The organism is Streptomyces tauricus, from assembly GCF_014650955.1.
GTDB lineage: Bacteria > Actinomycetota > Actinomycetes > Streptomycetales > Streptomycetaceae > Streptomyces > Streptomyces tauricus.
The window spans coordinates 162,704-182,799 of record NZ_BMVY01000003.1; the positions used below are offsets into that span (position 1 = coordinate 162,704).

The following is a 20,096-nucleotide window of genomic DNA, read 5'->3' on the forward strand; positions in this document are numbered from 1 at the left end:
CCGCCGCAGCCTCCGGCACATGACACATCGCCGCCATGAAACCGCTTCAGAACCGGACGCCAGAAAACCGCTTCAGAACCAGGACCACATGCGGCGTGGTGCGTCCACGAGCCGGCTGACCGCCACCACCGGCAGCGGCGGCTGCTCCGCCCGGCCCGGGCCGAGGCTCAGCGCGTAGTAGATCTGCTCGATGGACGGCGGTCCGACCGCGAGATTGCGGCGGACCGCGCCCGGCGGGGATTCCTGCCCGGCCCGCACGAGGTAGGCCGCGGCCATCGTCCCCGTCCGGCCCACCCCCGCCCCGCAGTGCACGAACACCGGCCCCGGGGCCGCTCCGACGACGCCGAGAAAGCGTCGTACCTGGTGCGGCGCCGGGGTCTGGCCGTCCCGCACGGGCAGCCGTACGACGTCCAGGCCCGCCCTGCGCGGTCCGTCGAGCTGCTCGGCGGACAGGTCCTCGGCGCGCAGGTCGATCACGGTGGTGAAGCCGAGCCGGGCCAGTTCCCGGTAGCCCGCGGGTGAGGGGGCGGCGCCGCGCCACAGCCCGCCCGCGGCGTCCACCGGCTGGAAGTGGTGGATCCCCCGCACCGGGTGGGTCCCTTCGGGCGGCGGTGTCCGCTCGCGCGCCCAGTACGACAGCGCGAGGATGCCCAGGGCGCCGGTGGCCCAGAGGGCGAGGTAGCAGAGGCCGAGGGCGGCGAGCGCGCGCGGCAGCGTCCGGCGCAGGATGCGGCGGGAACGGCTCCCGGGCAGCGTGAGGCGGGGCGGCGGAGGCGGAGCGAGGACAGCCATGGGCGACCCGGAGGCTCGGGGACGAGGCGCGCGTCGGCATCGTAACCCCGGACACCGACAACGGGCGGTGCCCGGAACGGCTCAGTCGTCGTCCGCGTCCGCGTCGCCGATACCGACCACCGTGAGATGCGTACGGTCGAGGCCGGTGTCCTCCAGGCAGCCGCGCAGGCGCATACGGTCGTGGTCGCCCAGCGCGGGCCGCACCACTCCGGCGAAGAGGCCGTCGCCCAGTTCGCCGAGGCTGGCCCGGTTGAGCGGCACGGACGTCGAGTCCCGGCAGCGTTCCCAGAGTTGGCGCGCGGCGAGGGACTGCCGTTCGGCGGTCATGTCCGCGCCGCGCATGTCGACCCGCAGGAGCAGGGAGGTCGCCTCGGAGTCCGACGCCTCCTCCTCGCGGGTCTGCGTGAGGTCGGCGAGCCCGACGACGAGCGCCGCCAGCAACGCGCTCCCGACCACGCCCGCCGCGAGGACGCGCAGGGTGCGGGCGCGGTCCGGCCGGGCGCCGGGCGGCGGCAGGTCGTCGAGGTCCGTACCGCCGTCCGGATCGGGGGCGGCCAGGACGGAGAGGCGCCCGGCCAGCCGCCGTTCCGCCGTGGGCCTGGCCGTGGCGGCCGCGATCCGCTGCACCAGCCAGGCGAGGCCGGAAAGCAGCACACCGGTGACCATCAGGACCGGTACGAAGACGTAGGTGGGGCTCGCCGGCTCGTCGTCCAGCCAGCGGAACCGGTCCCCGCCCGTACCCGCCGGTGCCTCCTTCTCCCGCAACCGCGCGAGCACGTCCTCCTGGCGCCGGTCGGCGTCGCGCATGCGCTCCTCGATCCGCGCGAGCCGCCCGAGCAGCACGATCCCGAGGAGCAGCACCTCGACGACGAGCAGCAACACCCCGCACAGAATGGCTCGTTGCCACTGCCACCGGTACAGATAGACGACGACGTACGTACCGGCGCCGGCGGCCGCCGCACCCCCGAAGAAGTAGGCGACGCGCCTCACCGCGGGCCCCGGGCGGGGGTGGGGGCGGGTGCGTCGCCGGCTGGGTGTCCGCCGCCGGCCGTGTGTACGTCACTGTCCGTGTGTACGTCGCCGTCCGTGTGTACGTCACCGGTGGCGCCGTCGACCGTGAGGTGCGAGCCCGGTGGGAATCGGCGTACGGCGTCCGTGGCGCCGACGACCGTGGGCAGTCCGAACTCCCGCGCCAGGACGGCCAGATGGGAGAGAGGGCTGCCGGTCTGCGCGACGAGTCCCGCGAGTCCCGGCAGGAGCGGGGCGAGCGCGGGGTCGAGCGCGCGGACGACGAGCACGGGGTCCGGTGGCCGTGGGCCCGTTCCGTCCCAGGCCGTCCCCGCGGCCCGACCGCCGGACACGCCCTGCCCCTCACCCCTGTCCGCACCCCTGTCCGCGCGGCCTTTGTGTGACGTGCGCTCGGCGACGAGCGCGCCGCCCTCCGCGAGCCGGAACGCGTCGGGCAGCGGCGCCGACGCGGTCATCGGCAGCCGCTCGCCGAAATCACCGGGCAGGAAGCCGTGTTCGAGCGCGTCGACGAGTTCCGGCCAGCGCAACAGCCCCACCTTCGATCCGTCCGGAGCGTGGGCCGGATCTCCGGGCACGGCCAGGCGTCGCGCGGCGTCCCGGACCAGCCGGACCTGGAACTCCTGCACCCAGCGGACACGCAGGCGCAGGGCTTCACGAGGAGGGAGCGCGGCTGCCGCGGACCCGATGGGGCTCCTGCGGTCAGTGACCACGGGGTCCGCCGGAGCCCGGTGCGCACCTGGGTCCTCCGGGAGCCTCAACTCCCGGCTCAGGCTGGGTGCCGCCAACGCCAGCACCACCGGCTGCGTGGCCACCACCCGCCGGTCCGGTACGCCGAGAGCGCGGGCCTCGGCGAGGACGGTGAGGGCCGTGCCCGCCGCCGTTGCCCGGGGCTCGGGCAGCAGGGCGCCGGCCAGGGCCTCCTGGGCGTGCAGGGAGACCAGGGCGGTTCGGGTCCAGCGCAGGGCGGCGACGAGTTCGCGGCGGGTGAGCCGGTCCGGGGCCGGGGTCTCGGCGAGCCGCCGGTCGACATCGGCGACGAGGTCCGTGGCGAGACCGGGCAGCGCCGCGGCCAGCCGGCCCATCCGCCACGCGGCGGCCAGCCTGCGGGCACCGGGCGCCGGATTGAGCAACGCAAGCCACCGGTGCCGTGGCGGGACGGCGCCCAGCAGCCGCAGATCCGCCGCGGCCCGCCCGCCGACCGTCGTGACGACCGGCGACGTCCGCAGGTGCCGCCGTGGCGCGGTGCCGCCGATGTCGAGCGCGGCGGCAAGTCCGCGTGCCATGGGGGACACCCACAAATCCTGTTCCAGCGGTTCCAGTTGATCCGGCAGGGTCTCCGCGACCGGCCCGGGGCCGAGCAGCCGTGCCCCGCGCGCGGGCCGCGCCGCCATCGCCGTGATGGGGCGGCTCTGGAACAGCCACAGCCGCCCCGCCGTGTCGAACCCGAACTCGATGTCCTGCGGCCCGCCGAAGACCCCGCGCGCCTGCCGGGCGAGCCGCGCGAGCCGGCGCAGTTCGCAGGCCCCGAGCAGCGGTTCGGCGCCCTCCGGCGCGGTGTGCGACAGACGGCCCCGACGGGTCAGCCAGTAGTTGGTGCCCGGCTGTTCGCCGCTGACCAGTGAGTCCGGTCCGCCTCGCACCGCGCTCACCAGTAGCCGGTCGGACCGCCCCGCCAGGGGGTCGGCGCCGAACAGCACCCCGCCCACCCGGGCCGTGAGCATGGGCTGCACCAGCACGGCCATCGGTGCGACCGAGCCGTCCGGCCGGTGGGCCGAGTCGAGCACGGTCCGTACGGCCGCGCGGAAGGCGCGCCAGCCCCGTACGTCCAGCACGGACGCGAACTGGCCCGCCAGGGACGATTCCTGGGTGTCCTCCTGCGGCGACGAGGACCGTACGACGAGGGGGAGGGCGCCGCCGTCGGAAAGCCGCAGCCAGGCGCGGCGCAGGCTTTCGGCCCTCTCGGAGTCCGCGTCCGCCGCCTGCCACGGCTCGTCCTGCCATGGTTCGTTGCTGTTGCTGTTGCTGTTGCTGTTGCTGTTGCCGTCCGGCGTGACGGGCCACGGTCCGTTGCCCCACGGCAGGACGAACCCCGGCAGGACGGGCAGTCCGGCCCTCGCCGCTCGTGCGAGATGCGCGGCCTTGGATCCGGCGAGCACGATGCGCGTGGCCTGCGGATCGCTCAGGGGGAGGGCGTCGGCGGCAGGGAGTGCGCGCCGTTCCTCCCCGTCGTACGCACCCTCTTCGCGACGCTCTTCGCGACGTTCTCCGTGACGTTCTTCGCGACGTTCTCCGTGACGTTCGTCAACCGTCGTCATCGAGCACCCTCCAGGACCGACCGCCAACAGGGGGGACGCGCGGGGGTGGCCCTGCGCCTGACGGCGGAACGAAGGATGGGGGCGGGTTCCTGCCGGACCGACCGGTAGAACGGCCGCGCCAACAACGCGCCTCCTGAGACGATGATCCCACCGCGTGTTGTCATGCACGCCGGCCCAGGGTCACCTTCCGGCCACCCGCCCGCCCTCCATCCGTACGGCGGCGGTGTGTGCCCTCTCAGGAAGGGCCTACGGAGGTGGCAACGCGGCGCACAACGCGTTCAGCGCGGCTCCGTAGGCGTGCTCCGCCGGCGTGGCATAGCCCACGACAAGGCCGTCCGGCGTGGTCATCGCCGCCTCCGGGTGCCGGAACTCCGCGAGCCCGTCCAGCGAGAGCCCCTGCCACACGGCGGCCTTCACCGCGGACCGCTCGCTGCCGGGCGGCAACCGCAGCACCGCGTGGAGCCCGGCCGCGATCCCGGTGACCTCGACATGCGGTGCCTGCGCGGCGAGCGCCTCGACCAGCCGGTCCCGCCGCCTTCGGTACCGCTGCCGCATCCGCCGTACATGACGGTCGTACGAGCCCGACTCGACGAAGTCCGCGAGCGTCAACTGGTCCAGGACGCTCGCCCACGCCTCCCGCTCGCCCTTGACCGCCAGCACGTCGTCGACGTACTGCTCGGGAAGGACCATCCAGCCCAGTCGCAACGCGGGTGACAGGCTCTTGCTGACCGAACCGATGTGGACGACCCGTTCCGGATCCAGGCCCTGCAAGGCTCCGACGGGCTTGCGGTCGTAACGGAACTCCCCGTCGTAGTCGTCCTCCAGAATCACCCCTCCACGCGCGCGTGCCCAGTCGATCACTGCGGCACGCCGTGCGGGATGCAACGGCCCGCCGGTCGGGAACTGATGCGCGGGCGTGAGCAGCACCGCCCGCTCCCTGCCGAGATCACCGACCCGGGCACCGTCCTCGTCGAGGTCCAGTGGGACGGTCCGTACCCCCGCCGCCGCAAGCAGCTCGCGGTGGAAGGGGAGCCCGTACGACTCGACGGCCAGGGAGCCCCGCAGAACCGCGGGGAAGAGCAGCCGCAGAGCGTGCGCGAACCCCGAACAGATCACGATCCGTCCCGGCTCGGTACGGACCCCACGCGCGCGTGCCAGGTACTCCGTGAGCGCCTCCCGTAGCTCGGGCCGCCCCGCGGGATCGCCGGGTCCGAACGCCTCCGCGGGGGCGCGCTGAAGAGCCCGCCGGTACGAGGCGAGCCAGGCGGTACGCGGGAACGCCGACGCGTCCGGGGTGCCCTGCCGCAGGTCGTGCCGCGGCCCACGCGCGCGTGGAGGTGCCTTCTTGGGTACGCGGGCCCGGGCCCCCAGCGGTTCGGCGCGCTCGGCGACCCGGGTGCCCGAGCCCTGGCGCGCCGTGAGCCAGCCCTCCGCGACCAGCTCGGCGTACGCGTCGGCCACCGTGTTGCGCACGACTCCGAGGTCGGCGGCGAGCGAACGGTACGGAGGAAGGCGGGTGCCCGGAGCGAGCCGCCCGCTGCGGATCGCCTCGCGCAGCGCCCGGGTCAGGGCGGCACGACGGCCACCCGGACCGGACAGCTCCAGATGCAGGTCGGCGCCGATGCGCTCCGCGGAATTGACCCATGAATCAGCCACAAAAGTGCACCCTACTGAGGGTCGCCATCCCTCATAGACTCATATGCATGACGACGAAAACGACGAACACGATGAACACGACGAACGAGAGGAACGCGAGCACGGCTGGTGTGGCTGAGGCGGTTGGGGCGGCTGGGGCCTCCGGGGTGGCCGAAAATGTCCGCCTCGACTTCGCGAAGTCCGCCCCCAAGGTCTTCCGCGCCCTGATCGGCTTCGACGCCGCGGCCCGCGAAGGGCTCGACCCGGCCCTCGTCGAACTGATCCAGATACGCGCCTCGCATCTCAACCACTGCGCGTACTGCCTCCACATGCACACCAACGACGCCCGCAAGGCCGGCGAGAGCGAGGACCGGCTGCACATGGTCGCGGTGTGGCGCGAGGCCCCGCACTTCTTCTCCGCGCGGGAGCGGGCGGCCCTCGCGCTGACGGAGGCGGTCACCCTGGTCGCGGCCGACGGTGTACCGGACGACGTCTACGCCGAGGCCGCCGCGCACTTCGACGACCGGGAACTGGCCCAGACCCTGGCCCTGATCTTCGCGATCAACACCTGGAACCGCGTCGCCCTGTCGACGGCGAAGAGGGCGGGCACGGACCAGCGCTGAACGCCGCCGGGGGAGGGGCGCACCGAGCCGGCGCCCGTCCCGGCGAGGGCCTGCCGGGGCGGGGGACAAAGGCGGGACGGAGGCGGGCCCGTGCGAACGCAGGCTAGGCCGTCATGGGCCGGTCGTGCGGCCCGATCGGTGCGGGCAGCCGTGAGTCGCCCGTCAGCCGGCGGTCCACCGCCGCCGCCACCGCCCGGCCCTCGGCGATGGCCCACACGATGAGGGACTGGCCGCGCGCCGCGTCCCCGGCGGCGTAAACCCCCGGCACGTTGGTCGCGAAGTCCGCGTCCCGGGCGATCGTGCCGCGCGGCCCGAGGTCGAGACCGAGCTGGTCGACGAGGCCGTCGGAACGGTCGGGGCCCGAGAACCCGAGGGCCAGCAGCACGAGGTCGGCGGGGAGCGCGCGCTCGCTGCCGGGACGCGGGCGGCGTTCGGCGTCGACCTCGACGAGGTGCAGCGCACACACCCGCCCGGACCCGTCCCCCGTGAAACGGAGCGTGGACGCCGCGAAGAGCCGGGCGTCCGCGTCGGCCGCGGGCGACGTCTCCAGGGCTCCGGCCTCCTCGTGCGCGGCCGACACCCGGTAGATCTTCGGGTACACCGGCCACGGTTCGGAGGCCTCGTCGCGTTCCGTACCGGGCTGCGCGTAGATGTCCAGCTGGGTCACGGACTTCGCGCCCTCACGCACCGCCGTACCCAGACAGTCGGCGCCGGTGTCACCACCGCCGACGATCACGACATCCCTGCCCGTTGCCGACAACGGAGACGCCTCCAGGTCCCCCTCGCACACCCGATTGGCCAGCGGCAGATACTCCATCGCCTGATGGATACCGCCCAACTCCCTCCCCTCCACGTTCAGTTCACGCCATGCCGTGGCGCCCACGGCGAGGACGACCGCGTCGTGGCGCGCTTTCAGTTCGGCCGCCCCGATGTCCCGGCCGACGGCGGTCGACGTACGGAACTTCGTACCCTCCGCCCGCATCTGCGTGATCCGCCGCTCCAGATGCCGCTTCTCCATCTTGAACTCGGGGATGCCGTACCGCATCAGCCCGCCGATCCGGTCGTCGCGCTCGTAGACGACGACGGTGTGCCCGGCCCGGGTCAGCTGCTGCGCCGCCGCCAGCCCGGTCGGACCCGAGCCGATCACCGCGACGGTTCGCCCCGACAGCCGGTCCGGCGGCCGCGGCGGCGCCAACCCGTCCGCCCAGGCCCGGTCGGCGATGGCGACCTCGACGTTCTTGATGGTGACCGCGGGCTGGTTGATCGCCAGCACACAGCCCGCCTCGCACGGCGCGGGGCACAACCGCCCGGTGAACTCGGGAAAGTTGTTCGTCGCGTGCAACCGGTCGCTCGCCCCACGCCAGTCGTCGCGCGCGACCAGGTCGTTCCAGTCGGGGATCAGGTTGCCCAGCGGGCAGGCGTCGTGGCAGAAGGGGATGCCGCAGTCCATGCACCGGTCGGCCTGTGTCCGGACGATCGGCAGCAGCGCCCCGGGGACGTACACCTCGTTCCAGTCGCGGACCCGGTCCTCGACGGGCCGACGCGGCCATTCCTCGCGGGAGGAGTTCAGGAAACCCCTGGGATCGGCCATGGCCGTCTCCCTCACGTACACGCACGGGGCCCCGTACGGCGCTCGCCACCGTCTTCGGCTCCACCATGTGCGACGCCGTCGTCGGGGCGGTGGGCCGCGAGGCCTGTTGGCAGACTCTTCCCGCCACGATACGACGCCGCGGCCGCATCCGCCCCAGGTGGACGCCGCCCTCGTGCCCTCAGGTCAGCGCCAGCACGTACAGGACCGCTCCGGCGGCGGAGGCGACCATCCGTATGTGGTTCCACATCGACCACTCGCTCACATACGTGGGCCAGTACGCGATGGCCTCCGGCGTACCGGGATCCATCTCGGCCAGCTTGTTGTTGCGCGGGACGTTCGCCGCGATCGTGACCCCGAAGCAGCCGAACAGATACAGCGCGCTGCCCAGCAGCAGTTCCACCGTGCCCTCGTCGGGCCACAGCACGAAGGTGACCACCGCGATCACGGCGCACAGCACGGCCGACCCGATGAACACGAGCATGAAGGCCGGCATCAGCGCGGTCACATTGATCGCCTGCATCGCCGCGACACCCTGTGCCGGCGGCAACGAGGCCAGTCCCTTCATGACGAACGTCGAGAACGCGCAGAACACCCCGGCCACCAGCCCCGTGCCGAGCACGCCCACCACGGTGAGCACGAAGTACGGTCCCTCGATCATGGCAACTCCCGCGTAAGCAGAACCTCTGGTCAACAACTCGCGCACTGTTCCCGAAACCGTGAGGGCCGGACCACCCCGAACCTCAAGATCCTGCCCGGCACCCCCTGCCCCCACAAGTGAACTGTCGGCCGGGGAGGGCGACCATGGCCGAAGGGCTCGACGCCATGTCCGCGCGTCTCAGACACGCCGTCCCACGGAAGGTCTCACTCCGCCCCCGCGCCGTCCTCCCCGGTCGAACCACTCTCTCCGGCCGGATCGCCCTCCCCGGTTGGACCGCCCTCGCGCCAGCCCGCCAGCGTCGCCTCGACCGCGGAGGCGATCCGACGGCGGGCCTCGTGGCGGGCGACACCGCTCATCAACAACTGGTCGTACGGCGTCTCCGTGTGGCGGACCGCCGCGCGCACGGCCGAGACCACCGCGGCTTCGGACAGGGCCCGCCCGGCGGCGCTCCGCCCGACCCGCCCGCTGCCCCGCACCGAGGCGTGTGCGGCGATCGCGTGCGCCCGGTCGGCCGGACAGCCGGGAAACAGCCGCCGGATGTTCCGCGCGAACGCCTCCGTGAACCGCACGTCCTCGGCGGCCCGCCGCCGCGCGTCCCGCAGTCTGCGCCGACGTCTCGCCTCGGCGTCCGCCAGGCAGCGCTCCTCCGCCCGCGCGAGCGCCGCCTCCTCGACCAGCACCCCCTGCCGCTCGTACCGGCTCTGCCGCCGGTTGAACCGCACCACGACCGCCGACAACCCGCTCTCCTCCCGCGACCTGCGCGTCAGCGCCGTGTCCCCCCGGGGCAGGAACACCAGATGTCCGAGGTCGGCGCAGTCGAGGCATCTCGGCGCCCCCTCCTCCAGTACCAGCAGCGCGAGCGGCCCGGCCCCGCACTCGCCGCAGTGCCGCCTCTTCAGAGGCTGGACGACAAGAGGCCCGGTGCGGGGCGGGGGAGGCACCATGGTCGCCATAGGCGGTTCCTTCCCGAACGACACCCGCCCGTACGCCGACCCGTGCACCCCTTCTCCTCTCGCCGCCGCACCGCCCGTCACGCCTACGTGATATCGCCGCACCGCCCGCCGGGCCACCGATGTCCTCGAACAGCCCCGCACGGGCACGCGGTCGTCGTACAGGTGTGTCCGCGCGGCATCATGGGCCGGGTGCGACTCGAAGCGATCACCTGGGACCGGCTCGGCGACCTCATCGCCGAGCGCCTGCTCGACCTGAAGCCGGCCGACGGCGGCCCATGGCCGCGCGTCGCCTTCGACGGGGCCCCCGCGGCCCGCCCCGGTGACCTCGCCGAACGCGTCGCCGAGGCCCTCCGCCCACGCGGTCGCTCCGCCCTGGTCGTCGGCACGGAAGGCTATCTGCGGCCCGCCTCGCTCCGGTTCGAGTACGGCCGCCAGGACGTGGACACCTACTACGACGGCTGGTTCGACACCGGCGCCCTGTGGCGGGAGGTCTTCGGCCCCCTGGAACCCGGTGGTGACGGGCGTGTCCTGCCCGACCTCCTGGACCCTGCCACCGACCGCGCCACCCGCAGCCCGTATGTCCAACTGCCGCCCGGCGCGATGCTGTTGCTGCACGGACCGCTGCTCCTGCACCATTGGTTCCCCTTCGACCTCACTGTCCATGTACGCCTCTCGCCGGCCGCGCTGCGCCGCCGCACCCCGCAGGAGGAGCACTGGACGCTCCCCGCGTACGAGCGGTACGAGACCGAGACGGCGCCGGGCGACACGGCCGACGTCCTGGTACGGGCGGACGACCCACGCCACCCGGCATGGAACGGCTGACGGACGGCCGCCCCCGACGCGAACGCCCCGCCTCACAGGCACGTCGATGAAGATCCGCGGCACCTGCCCGAGCGGGTCGTCGGCTTCTACGGTGTGAGCGGGCGGCGGGGTGGCGTGCGCGGAGGAGTGAGGTGAGAGCCGAGGGGGGGGCGGTGGGGCGGGGCAGTCAAGCCCGAGCCGTGGCCGTCCGGGTGCGTATCTCTTCGTACCCGGCGAGAATGTAGGGCGCCGGGACTAGCGGTGCGTCTCCGCGCCGCGCCGGCCGTCCGGCATCGGGAGGTACTACATGACCACCGCCGGAGACATCATGCACCGCGGCGCCCAGTGGATCCCCGCTCACGAGACCCTGGACCGGGCCGCCCAGCTGATGCGTGAACTCAAGGTGGGCGCCCTGCCCATCAGCGACGAGAACGAACGGCTCTGCGGCATCCTCACCGACCGCGACATCGTGATCGGCTGTGTGGCCATGGGCCACGACCCGGCCCGCGTCACCGCGGGAGAGATGGCCAAGGGCACCCCGCGCTGGATCGACGCGAACGCCGACGTCAGCGACGTACTCGGTGAAATGCAGGAGCATCAGATCCGTCGCCTCCCTGTGATCGAGAACAAGCGCCTGGTCGGAATGATCAGCGAGGCCGACCTGGCCTCGCACCTGACGGACGAACAACTGGCGAGCTGGGTCGAGAGCGTCTACGCGAGGAGCGACTCGCGCTGAGGAGCCAGGCGCGCGGGCGGCGGGAACCGATGACTCCGTGCCCTGCGGGCACACCGTGAACCCCCGCTGTCCTACGGGCACACCGTGCACTTCGCTCGTCCGGCAAGCCGTGCCGGGCGAGCGCGGTCACAGCCAGCCGTTCCGCTTGAATCCGCGGTAGAGGGTGAAGCACGCGACGGCGATCACTGCGACCGCCAGCGGATACCCGAACTTCCAGTGCAGCTCCGGCATGTGCTCGAAGTTCATGCCGTAGACACCGCAGACCATGGTCGGCACGGCGATCAGCGCGGCCCATGCCGTGATCTTCCGCATGTCCTCGTTCTGCGCCACGCTCACCTGCGCGAGGTGTGCTTGCAGGATCGAGTTGAGCAGCTCGTCGAACGCGGCTATCTGCTCGGCGGCCCGCAGCTGGTGGTCGGAGACGTCCCGGAAGTAGGCCTGTATCTCCGGGTCGATCACCCGTATCGGCCGTGTGGCGAGATCCATGATGGGGCGGCCCAGCGGGACCACCGCCCGCTTCAGCTCCAGAAGTTCGCGCTTGAGCTGGTAGATGTGCCCGGGGTCGGCCCGCGCGCCGTCCGCCGCGAACACGGCCGTCTCGACCTCGTCGATGTCCTCCTGCACGGAGGCCGTGACATTCAGATAGTCGTCCACCACGTGGTCCGCGATCGCGTGCAGTACGGCGGCAGGCCCCTTGGTGAGCTGCTGGGGGTTCGCCTCCAGCTCCTCGCGTAGCGGACCGAGCGAACCATGCCGGCCGTGACGGACCGTCACCACGAAGTCCCGGCCGACGAACACCATGATCTCGCCGGTGTTCACCACCTCGCTGGTCGCGGTCAGTTCGGTGTGCTCGACGTAGCAGACCGTCTTGAACACCGCGAACAGCGTGTCGCCGTACCGCTCCAGCTTCGGGCGCTGGTGGGCGTCCACCGCGTCCTCGACCGCCAGCGGGTGCAGGTCGAAGAGCTCGGCGATGCCCGCGAACTCCACCTCGGTCGGCTCGTGCAGCCCGAGCCAGACGAAACCGCCGTCGGCCTTGCGGACCCGCTCCACCGTCTCGACCAGATCGCGGCCGGCGGGGACCCTGGCCCCTTCCTCGTACGCCACGCAGTTCACCACCGCGGAGCCCAGCGGTGACCGGGCGGGGTGGCTCAGGTCGACACGGGCACGCCGTCGTGTCAGCCGTGCCACTGTGCGGAGGCCGCCGACCCTTCGCAGGCCCGTGACCTTCCGCAGATTCCCTGCCATGGACATCTGGATCTCCTTGCGTGGATCTCCTCGCGCCGCACTCTGCGCCTTGCCGCGGCCAGTCTGCCAGGATGTTTCGACGGCCGGTTCGGCCTGTGGGAACGGAACGTTCCGCTCCGGATTCCGTTCGGAACCTTTCCGGAATCCGCCGGGCGACACAGCGCGAAAGCGGCCTCGACGCCATGGGGCCCTCGGGTTCGACGCGCCCACATCGGGAGCGTCGACCATCCGGAGAAAGCCTGACAAATGGGATGATCAGGGCATGACGCGAACCGATGGACCTCTCCTCGACAACCGCCCGCCCGGGGCGGGGCAGCGATTCGACGCCCTCGCCGCTCTCTTCGACCCCACGACGTTCCGGCACATCGAACGGTTCGGCATCGGATCCGGCTGGCGCTGCTGGGAGGTGGGAGCGGCCGGCATGTCGGTGGTGTCCTGGCTCGCCAAGAGAGTCGGGCCCACCGGCCGGGTCTTCGCGACCGACCTCGACACCTCCTGGGCACCCCTGGCCGTACGGCCGCCGATTCAGCTGCGCGTCCACGACGTGGGCGTCGACGAGCCGCCGGCGGAGGGCTTCGACCTCGTGCACGCCCGGCTCGTCCTCGCTCATGTGCCGGACAGGGAGCGGGCCTTGCACACGATGATCAGGGCGCTGCGACCCGGCGGCCGGCTCCTGGTCGAGGACGCCGACCCGACCCTGCAGCCGCTGGCCTGCCCGGACGAGCGGGGCCCCGAGCAGCAGCTGGCCAACCGGATGCGCCATGCGATGCGCGACGCGCTCGCCGAGCGGGGCGCCGAACTCTCGTACGGGCGTCGCCTTCCCCGGCTGCTCCGCGAGGCCGGACTGCGGCAGGTCGAGGCGGACGCGTACTTCCCGCTCACCTCGCCTGCCTGCGGGGCCCTGGAGTCCGCGACGGTCGGTCAGGTCCGCGATCAGCTCGTCACGGCGGGCCTCGCCACCGACCAGGACATCGACCGCCACCTGGCGAACGTGGCCGCGGGCGGCATGGACCTGGCCACGCCACCGCTGATCTCGGCATGGGGGCGCAAGGTGTAGTGCCGTGTGAGGCGGATGCCGTGGGGCGGCGGTCGGGCTAGGCCTTCGCGTCCGGTGCGTCCGGTGCGTCCGCGGCCTTTGCGTGCAGGGACTTTGCGGCCCGGGTCTGCGGCCTGCCGCCCACCTGCTGCACCGCCCGGGCGCCGGCCCGGCACCCCTCGGCGGCGGCCTCCTCCGGTCGGCCGCCCGCGAGCAGGGCGGCCAGGAAGGCCCCGGTGAAGGCGTCACCGGCGCCCGTGGTGTCGACAGGAGTCGCCGCCTGCGCCGGAACCCGGGACCGGACCGCCCCCGACCGGGCGACAAGGGCTCCGGCCTCGCCCTGCTTGACCACCACCAGCGGAAAGAGGCGGCTCAACTTGGCCGCCGCGTCCGCCGTATCGGGCAGGCCCGTCAGCAGACGGGCCTCGTCCCGGCTCGGCAGCAGGACGTCGACCCCCTCGGCGAGCGAGAGAAAACGGTTCACGCCCAGTTCGGCGAGGAACCCCGCCGACGCCGGATCCACGCTCACCGGTACTCCACGCGCGCGTGCCGACTCCACCGCCACCGACACCAGGGCCCGGCATGGCTCGGAGAAGAACAGATAGCCCGACAGATGCAGCCGTGCGACACCGTCGAGCAGCGCGGGCGACCAGTCGTCGGCGTCCAGACGCAGGGAAGCACCACTGTCCGTGAGGAAGGTGCGCTCCGCCGCGGCCGCCGCGTCCACCAGGCAGATCACCGTCCCCGTCGGTGCCCGCGGGTCGACGACCAGGAGGGGGCGTACCCCGGAAGCCACCAGTTCCCGCTCGTGCCACGCCGCCGAGTCGGCGCCCACCCGGCCGAGGAACCGCACCTCCGTGCCGGCTCGACGGGCCGCCCAGCACGCGACGTTGGCGCCCGCACCGCCCGGCACGGTCCGGACGGCCGCGGCCGTGTCGGTGCCCGGGGCGAGTGGTCCGTGATGCCGGGCGACGACGTCGGTGATGACATCACCGACGACAAGGAGAGCCCCGTCGGCACCGCCCGCTCCCGTCACCCCTGTGTCCAGGCCGCCGCGATCCGCCCCGCGAGCCGTACGTTGCCGCGTACCGCCGCCAGGTTGGCCTCAAGTGACGCCCCGTCGGTGTGACGCACCAGGTGGTCGAGCAGGAACGGTGTGACCGCCTGGCCGCTCACACCCTCCGCCTCGCACGCGTGCAGCGCGTCGGCGAGCACACGCGCGTGCAGCGCGGGATCCAGCTGCTGCGCCTCGGGCACGGGATTGGCGACGATCAGTGCGGTTGCGGGCCCGTCCAGCGTGTCCTGCGCGCGCATCACGGCCGCCACCTCGCCCGGCGACTCCAGCGTCCAGTCCACCGGGTGTCCCGAGTCCGACAGATAGAAGCCGGGAAAGCGGTCCGTGCCGTATCCGGCGACCGCGACGCCCAGTGTCTCCAGGCGCTGCAGGGTCGCCGGCACGTCCAGGATCGACTTCACTCCCGCGCACACCACGGTGATCCGGGTGCGGGCGAGGAGTCCCAGGTCGGCGGACTCGTCCTGCGTCAGCGTCCACTCCCGGTGGACACCTCCGAGGCCTCCCGTGGCGAACACCCGTACTCCGGCCCGCGCGGCCAGCAGAGCCGTCGCCGACACCGTGGTCGCCCCGCTGGCCCCGGCGGCGATCGCCAGGGGCAGATCGCGATGTCCCAGCTTGCGGATGCCCTCCTCGTTGGCGATCCGCTCCACCTGCTCCTTGTCGAGGCCGACATGGGGCTGCCCGTCGAGTACGGCGATCGTCGCCGGAACGGCCCCCTCCTGGCGTACGGCCTCCTCCAGTTCCAGCGCCACCTGAAGATTGCGTGGACGTGGCAGCCCGTGCGCGATGATCGTGGACTCCAGAGCCACCACGGGCCGGCCCGTGGCCAGCGCCTCCCGAACCTCTTCGGACACCATCAGCACGCGCGTGCCTCCTGTCTGTCGGTTCTCCCCTCATCCCTGGCGGGCGGCGCGCCCGGCCAAACCCCCGCGCACACCGGAGGTGCGAAAAGGGGTGCCCACGAGCGCGTGGACACCCCTTTTCACACCTCCGGCAACGTTCAGACGGGGCGTATCCCGGTCAGCGCGCCATGCGGATCGAGGACGTACTTACGGCTGGCGCCCTGGTCGAACTCGGCGTAGCCGCGCGGCGCGTCCTCAAGGCCGATCACCGTCGCGTTGACGGCCTTGGCGATGTGCACCCGCTCGTGGAGGATCGCCTGCATCAGCCCCCGGTGGTACCGCATCACCGGACACTGCCCTGTGGTGAAGTGGTGGCTCTTCGCCCATCCCAGGCCGAGCCGCACCTTGAGCGTGCCCGTCCGCGCGTCCTGGTCGACCCCACCGGGATCGTCCGTGACGTACAGGCCCGGGATGCCCAGCGAGCCACCCGCGCGCGTCAGGCCCATCAGCGAGTTGAGGACCGTGGCGGGCGCCTCCGGGGCGTCGGGGCCGTGGGCCCGCGCCTCGAAGCCGACCGCGTCGACGGCCGCGTCCACCTCCGGCTCGCCCAGGATCTGGTCGATCTGCTCGCCCACGTCGCCCTGGCTGACGTCGACCGTCTCGCAGCCGAAGCTCCGGGCCTGCACGAGCCGTTCGGCATTGAGGTCGCCGACGATGACGACGGCTGCGCCGAGCAGTTGCGCCGAGGCCGCGGCGGCGAGACCGACCGGCCCAGCGCCGGCCACGTACACCGTCGAGCCGACCCCGGCGCCCGCGCTCACCGCGCCGTGGAAGCCCGTCGGGAAGATGTCCGACAGCATGGTCAGGTCGAGCAGCTTCTCGCGCGCCTGGTCCCGGTCCGGGAACCGCAGCAGGTTGAAGTCCGCGTACGGGATCATCGCGTACTCCGCCTGGCCGCCGACCCAGCCGCCCATGTCGACGTAGCCGTAGGCCGCCCCGGGGCGCGCCGGGTTGACGTTCAGACAGATGCCGGTCTTGCGCTCCTTGCAGTTGCGGCACCGCCCGCAGGCGATGTTGAAGGGCACCGAGACGATGTCCCCGACTTCGATGAACTCGACGTCCGGGCCCCGCTCGATGACCTCTCCGGTGATTTCGTGCCCGAGGACGAGCCCTTCGGGCGCGGTCGTACGGCCGCGCACCATGTGCTGGTCGCTGCCGCAGATGTTGCTGGCGAGTACTTTCAGGATGACTCCGTGCCGGCACTTGCGGCCGACGTTCGCGGAGGCCACGCCTGGTCCGTCCCGCAGTTCGAGCGTCGGGTAGTCGATGGTCCTGACTTCCACCGCGCCCGGCTTGAGGTACGCGACTGCCCTGTTCCCGCTCATACGTGATCGCCGTCCCTTCGGCCCCCGTGCCTTCGGATGCCAGTGGCTGTGCGCACGGCGGAGTCTGCTACCGGCGAACCGTTCCGGCCAGCCTTCGCGCGGGGCCCCGTCGGGCACATCACGGACGGGGCTTCCTGCCCCGGGTGAACAGCGCCAGCGCGCCGAGCGGCAGCAGCAGGCAGGCGGCGACGGCGTTCAGCCAGCCGTAGCCCGCCTGGGCGACGACGAGGCCCGCGGCGGCCCCGCCGAGCCCCGCAGAGGTGTTCATGGTCAGGTCGGAGAGCCCTTGCGCGGCGGCGCGCGCGGGCTGGGGAACGGAGTCGGTCAGCAGCGCCGAGCCGGAGACGAGACCGGCGGACCAGCCGAGGCCCAGCAGGAACAGTCCGGCGGCGGTCTGCCGATGGTCGGCGCCCGCGGTACCCGCGAGGAGGGCCGCACAGGCCAGCAGGGCCACGGCCAGACCTATCCCCGAGAGCCGGCCGAACCGGTCGGACAGCCGCCCCATCAGGGGCGAGAACGCGTACATCCCCGCGATGTGGACGCTGATGACCAGCCCGATCAGATCGATGCCCGCCCCGTGGTGGCCGAGGTCCAGCGGGGTCATCGACATGACCGACACCATCGCCGTGTGCGAGACGGCCACCGTCACCAGGGCCAGCCGCGCACGCGGGGATGCCCGGACGGCGGCGGCCCCCGCTCTGATGGACCGCGCGGCGGGGGACTGCTCGTCGACCGGCGCCAGCGCGCGGGCGGTGAGCAGGGGATCGGGCCGCAGCAGCACCGCGACCAGCAGCGCGGATATGAGGAACACCCCGGCCGCCCACACGAAAGGGCCCGCCGCCTCCGGTATGCCGAGCCCGGAGACACTGCGGCCCGCGGGCGCGGCGATGTTGGGGCCGAGGACCGCGCCGATCGTCGTGGCCCACACGACGTTCGAGATGGCTCGTGCCCGTCGCGTCGGCTCGGCCAGATCGGCGGCCGCGAAGCGGGCCTGCAGATTCGCCGACGAGGCCGCGCCGAAACCCGCCATGCCGACCAGCAGCAGCGGGAAGCTCCCCATGACCGCTCCCGCCACCACGACCCCGGCCCCCAACGCGCCGATGAGGTAGGCCAGCACGAGCCCCGGCCGGCGACCGCGCGCGGTCATCAGGGCGGCCAGCGGCACCGAGAGCACCGCCGTGCCGGTGACGGTCGCGGTGGGTGCGAGCCCGGCGAGCGATTCGGTACCGGCGACCTCTTGGGCCAGGACCACGGCGAGCGCGATGCCCGTGGCCACACCGAGCCCGCCGAGGATCTGACTGGCGATGAGGACGGCGGAGGTCCGGCGCCGCAGCGCGGGCAGTCCGGCCGCGTCGACGGGCACGGCGACCGGCCGCTCGACGGCGGTCACCGCGAACACGCCCGGGGGAGGGAGATCCGAGCGACGGAAGGGAGGGCGAACGCGTCGGCCGGGTCCGACGGGTCCGCCTGGTCCGCGAAGAGCACCGGGACGGACGCGTGCACATGAGTGAACTCGGGCGTGGTCACCGGCGCAGTCTCCCCCTGGTCGTGAACCCGGAACACCCCACGGACGACGGAGATGCCCCTAGAACAGCGGCTCCGGCAGCACCCCTTCCAGTGCCAGCAGCTTCCGCTTGGTCTCCACGCCGCCGCCGAACCCGCCGATGCCGCCGTCCCGCTCCACGACCCGGTGGCAGGGCACGACGACCGGCAGCGGATTCGATCCCATGGCCATCCCCACCGCCTGGGCCGCCCCCGGCTGGCCGACACGCCGCGCCAGGTCGCCGTAGCCCACCACCGCCCCGTACGGAACGCCGGACGCCAGCTCGCGCAGCACCTGGCGGTTGAAGCCGGAGATCAGGGACCAGTCCAAGGGCAGCTCGAAGTCGCGACGCTCGCCCGCGAAGTACGCCGCGAACTGTCGTATCGCCTCGGCCAGCAGCGGGGACCCCGGCGCTTCGACGGGCTCGGTGGCGAACCGCGATCCGAGCCGCTCCAGGGCTTTGTCGCGCACCTCGTCCGTGGCGTGGAAGACAACGCTGACCAGGCCCTCGCCGGTCGCCGCCAGCAGCAGCGGGCCGATGCCGCTGTCGACGACGGCCCACACCACCCGCTGCTCGTCCTGCCCATGGCTGTTCATGCGCTCCACGGTACGGCGCACCACTGACAACGCCGGTGGCGCGGACGCGTACGGGCGGCCACGCCACCGGCCACCGGTCATCGGCTACGGGCTGTTCAGCGCGGGCGCTCAGTTCTCGCGAAGGGTCTTCCGCACCACGTCGGGCTTGTTCGTGATGATGCCGTTCACACCGAGACCCGCGACACGCCGCGTGTCCGCAGGGGTGTCGACGGTCCAGGTGGAGATCTCCAGCGGCCTGCCGTGCGGCCCTTCGAGCGCGTGGATCGTCGCGACGTACGCGCGGGAGATCGTCGTGTGCGACGAGTTGATCTGGTCGGCGAACCGCGCGTACACGGGCAGCTCCGCGACCGACGGGGTGCCCAGGAACCCCGTCCTGATGTCGGGCCGCAGGGCGTGCACCTTGCGCACACTGGCCGCACTGAAGCTCTGGATCACCAGCTTGCTCCGCACATGGGCCGGGCCCAGCCAGCCCTCGTTGCTGAGGGTCTTGAGGGTCTCCCGCTCGATGCCCGGGTACAGCTGGGGGTTCTTGATCTCCAGGACGAGCTTCTGGTGGTTGCGCGAGACCCGGTTCATGTACTGCTTCAGCGTCGGAACGCGAGCCCCCTTGTAGCGAGGACTGAACCAGCTGCCCGCGTCCAGGCGGGCGATCTCCGCGGCGGTGAAGTCCTTCACCTTCCAGGGGGCCCTCTTGGGAAAGACCTTCTCCACATCGGTCGTGCGGGCCAGGCTGTCGTCGTGGATCACGACGAGCTTGCCGTCCTTGGTGCGCTGGACGTCGTTCTCGACCCAGGTGAACCCGAGACGGGCCGCGCGGTCGATGGCGGCGAGGGTGTTCTCCGGGGCTTGGGCCGAGGCTCCGCGATGTGCGATGACCAGGGGCTGGTCGGTGCTCACGGCCGCGTGAGCGGTGTGGGCGGGGAGAACGACGGCGGCTCCCAGGAGCGCGGTGGTCGTGGCGGCGGCAGCGCGCGCGTGCATGCGTACTCCTAGCGTCTGCGATCACGGACGGTCTCAGCGTGACAGCAGGGGGTCAACTTCAGGGGGGTACAGGATGGCCATAAATTGAATGGAGTTGCCCGAGCCCGATCACGTGTGCCGCACAACTGGGGCAAGGTCGTGATTCTTTGCCGGAAAATCGTTCGACCGTTCAGGTGCGAGTCATACTCTCTGCGACAACCCTGGTCGCTGCGGCGCTCCTGGGGCGGGGGCATTTCACGAAATTCCGGGATGTAAC

General features: G+C 72.5%; 18 protein-coding genes. 4 read left to right on the top strand and 14 right to left on the bottom strand.

Annotated elements, in window-relative coordinates; all coding sequences use genetic code 11:
- Positions 1-72: 72 nt before the first annotated feature.
- The 4 genes from IE278_RS07820 to pdxR form a co-directional block, all read right to left on the bottom strand.
- Positions 73-792 (bottom strand): protein tyrosine phosphatase family protein, encoded by a 720-nt coding sequence (locus IE278_RS07820; protein ID WP_189770143.1) that lies wholly within the window; start codon positions 790-792, stop codon positions 73-75.
- 81 nt (positions 793-873) lie between these two features.
- Entirely contained in the window at positions 874-1,782 is a 909-nt protein-coding gene (locus IE278_RS07825; protein WP_189770144.1) for a hypothetical protein, read from the bottom strand.
- A complete protein-coding gene (locus IE278_RS07830; protein WP_189770145.1) occupies positions 1,779-4,136 on the bottom strand; it encodes a PEP/pyruvate-binding domain-containing protein in 2,358 nt (785 codons plus the stop codon). The genes IE278_RS07825 and IE278_RS07830 overlap by 4 nt, the downstream gene beginning before the upstream one ends.
- 246 nt (positions 4,137-4,382) lie before the next feature.
- Complete coding sequence (gene pdxR / locus IE278_RS07835; RefSeq protein ID WP_189770146.1) at positions 4,383-5,792, bottom strand: MocR-like pyridoxine biosynthesis transcription factor PdxR; 1,410 nt, start codon at positions 5,790-5,792, stop codon at positions 4,383-4,385.
- A gap of 47 nt (positions 5,793-5,839) precedes the next feature.
- Here pdxR and IE278_RS07840 point away from each other — a divergent pair, with 47 nt between their 5' ends.
- On the top strand, positions 5,840-6,394 hold the full coding sequence (locus tag IE278_RS07840; RefSeq protein ID WP_373311936.1) for a carboxymuconolactone decarboxylase family protein: 555 nt from the start codon (positions 5,840-5,842) through the stop codon (positions 6,392-6,394).
- A 103-nt stretch (positions 6,395-6,497) separates the two neighbouring features.
- On the opposite strand, the gene IE278_RS07845 is transcribed toward IE278_RS07840, so the two are convergent.
- The 3 genes from IE278_RS07845 to IE278_RS07855 form a co-directional block, all read right to left on the bottom strand.
- Positions 6,498-7,985, bottom strand: coding sequence for a glutamate synthase subunit beta (locus IE278_RS07845; RefSeq protein WP_189770147.1), 1,488 nt, complete (start codon positions 7,983-7,985; stop codon positions 6,498-6,500).
- Between the two features lie 178 nt (positions 7,986-8,163).
- A complete protein-coding gene (locus tag IE278_RS07850) occupies positions 8,164-8,643 on the bottom strand; it encodes an anthrone oxygenase family protein (RefSeq protein ID WP_189770149.1) in 480 nt (159 codons plus the stop codon).
- Between the two features lie 203 nt (positions 8,644-8,846).
- Positions 8,847-9,596: a DUF2293 domain-containing protein gene (locus tag IE278_RS07855; protein WP_189770151.1), complete on the bottom strand. Its 750-nt coding sequence runs from the start codon at positions 9,594-9,596 to the stop codon at positions 8,847-8,849.
- Between the two features lie 180 nt (positions 9,597-9,776).
- On the opposite strand from IE278_RS07855, the gene IE278_RS07860 reads away from it, so the two are divergent.
- Complete coding sequence (locus IE278_RS07860; RefSeq protein ID WP_189770153.1) at positions 9,777-10,418, top strand: nucleoside/nucleotide kinase family protein; 642 nt, start codon at positions 9,777-9,779, stop codon at positions 10,416-10,418.
- Positions 10,419-10,704: 286 nt separating this feature from the next.
- On the top strand, positions 10,705-11,133 hold the full coding sequence (locus tag IE278_RS07865; RefSeq protein ID WP_189770158.1) for a CBS domain-containing protein: 429 nt from the start codon (positions 10,705-10,707) through the stop codon (positions 11,131-11,133).
- Positions 11,134-11,259: 126 nt separating this feature from the next.
- Here IE278_RS07865 and IE278_RS07870 read toward each other — a convergent pair whose 3' ends face one another.
- Positions 11,260-12,387, bottom strand: a complete 1,128-nt coding sequence (locus IE278_RS07870) for a magnesium and cobalt transport protein CorA (RefSeq protein ID WP_189770159.1) — start codon at positions 12,385-12,387, stop codon at positions 11,260-11,262.
- A 256-nt stretch (positions 12,388-12,643) separates the two neighbouring features.
- On the opposite strand from IE278_RS07870, the gene IE278_RS07875 reads away from it, so the two are divergent.
- Positions 12,644-13,438 carry a methyltransferase domain-containing protein gene (locus tag IE278_RS07875; protein WP_189770160.1) on the top strand — a complete coding sequence of 265 codons (795 nt, stop codon included), beginning with the start codon at positions 12,644-12,646 and terminating at the stop codon, positions 13,436-13,438.
- 37 nt (positions 13,439-13,475) lie between these two features.
- Here the strand turns inward: IE278_RS07875 and IE278_RS07880 are convergent, their stop codons facing one another.
- The 6 genes from IE278_RS07880 to IE278_RS07905 form a co-directional block, all read right to left on the bottom strand.
- A complete protein-coding gene (locus IE278_RS07880) occupies positions 13,476-14,453 on the bottom strand; it encodes a carbohydrate kinase family protein (protein WP_246570130.1) in 978 nt (325 codons plus the stop codon).
- A complete protein-coding gene (locus IE278_RS07885; RefSeq protein WP_189770498.1) occupies positions 14,450-15,349 on the bottom strand; it encodes a pseudouridine-5'-phosphate glycosidase in 900 nt (299 codons plus the stop codon). The genes IE278_RS07880 and IE278_RS07885 overlap by 4 nt, the downstream gene beginning before the upstream one ends.
- Positions 15,350-15,492: 143 nt before the next feature.
- Positions 15,493-16,719, bottom strand: coding sequence for a formaldehyde dehydrogenase, glutathione-independent (gene fdhA, locus IE278_RS07890; protein ID WP_189770162.1), 1,227 nt, complete (start codon positions 16,717-16,719; stop codon positions 15,493-15,495).
- Between the two features lie 118 nt (positions 16,720-16,837).
- Positions 16,838-18,109: an MFS transporter gene (locus tag IE278_RS07895; RefSeq protein ID WP_189770500.1), complete on the bottom strand. Its 1,272-nt coding sequence runs from the start codon at positions 18,107-18,109 to the stop codon at positions 16,838-16,840.
- A gap of 195 nt (positions 18,110-18,304) precedes the next feature.
- A complete protein-coding gene (locus tag IE278_RS07900; protein ID WP_189770164.1) occupies positions 18,305-18,859 on the bottom strand; it encodes a methylated-DNA--[protein]-cysteine S-methyltransferase in 555 nt (184 codons plus the stop codon).
- 108 nt (positions 18,860-18,967) lie between these two features.
- Positions 18,968-19,840, bottom strand: a complete 873-nt coding sequence (locus tag IE278_RS07905) for a glycerophosphodiester phosphodiesterase (RefSeq protein ID WP_189770166.1) — start codon at positions 19,838-19,840, stop codon at positions 18,968-18,970.
- Positions 19,841-20,096: the final 256 nt, after the last annotated feature.

Coding starts and splice junctions, on each gene's coding strand:
- IE278_RS07855 (WP_189770151.1), bottom strand. CDS start 9,596: ATGGCGACCATGGTGCCTCCCCCGCCCCGCACCGGGCCTCTTGTCGTC.
- IE278_RS07820 (WP_189770143.1), bottom strand. CDS start 792: ATGGCTGTCCTCGCTCCGCCTCCGCCGCCCCGCCTCACGCTGCCCGGG.
- fdhA (WP_189770162.1), bottom strand. CDS start 16,719: ATGAGCGGGAACAGGGCAGTCGCGTACCTCAAGCCGGGCGCGGTGGAA.
- IE278_RS07860 (WP_189770153.1), top strand. CDS start 9,777: ATGGGCCGGGTGCGACTCGAAGCGATCACCTGGGACCGGCTCGGCGAC.
- IE278_RS07845 (WP_189770147.1), bottom strand. CDS start 7,985: ATGGCCGATCCCAGGGGTTTCCTGAACTCCTCCCGCGAGGAATGGCCG.
- IE278_RS07865 (WP_189770158.1), top strand. CDS start 10,705: ATGACCACCGCCGGAGACATCATGCACCGCGGCGCCCAGTGGATCCCC.
- IE278_RS07885 (WP_189770498.1), bottom strand. CDS start 15,349: ATGGTGTCCGAAGAGGTTCGGGAGGCGCTGGCCACGGGCCGGCCCGTG.
- IE278_RS07900 (WP_189770164.1), bottom strand. CDS start 18,859: ATGAACAGCCATGGGCAGGACGAGCAGCGGGTGGTGTGGGCCGTCGTC.
- IE278_RS07830 (WP_189770145.1), bottom strand. CDS start 4,136: ATGACGACGGTTGACGAACGTCACGGAGAACGTCGCGAAGAACGTCAC.
- IE278_RS07875 (WP_189770160.1), top strand. CDS start 12,644: ATGACGCGAACCGATGGACCTCTCCTCGACAACCGCCCGCCCGGGGCG.
- IE278_RS07870 (WP_189770159.1), bottom strand. CDS start 12,387: ATGTCCATGGCAGGGAATCTGCGGAAGGTCACGGGCCTGCGAAGGGTC.
- IE278_RS07905 (WP_189770166.1), bottom strand. CDS start 19,840: ATGCACGCGCGCGCTGCCGCCGCCACGACCACCGCGCTCCTGGGAGCC.
- IE278_RS07840 (WP_373311936.1), top strand. CDS start 5,840: ATGACGACGAAAACGACGAACACGATGAACACGACGAACGAGAGGAAC.
- IE278_RS07850 (WP_189770149.1), bottom strand. CDS start 8,643: ATGATCGAGGGACCGTACTTCGTGCTCACCGTGGTGGGCGTGCTCGGC.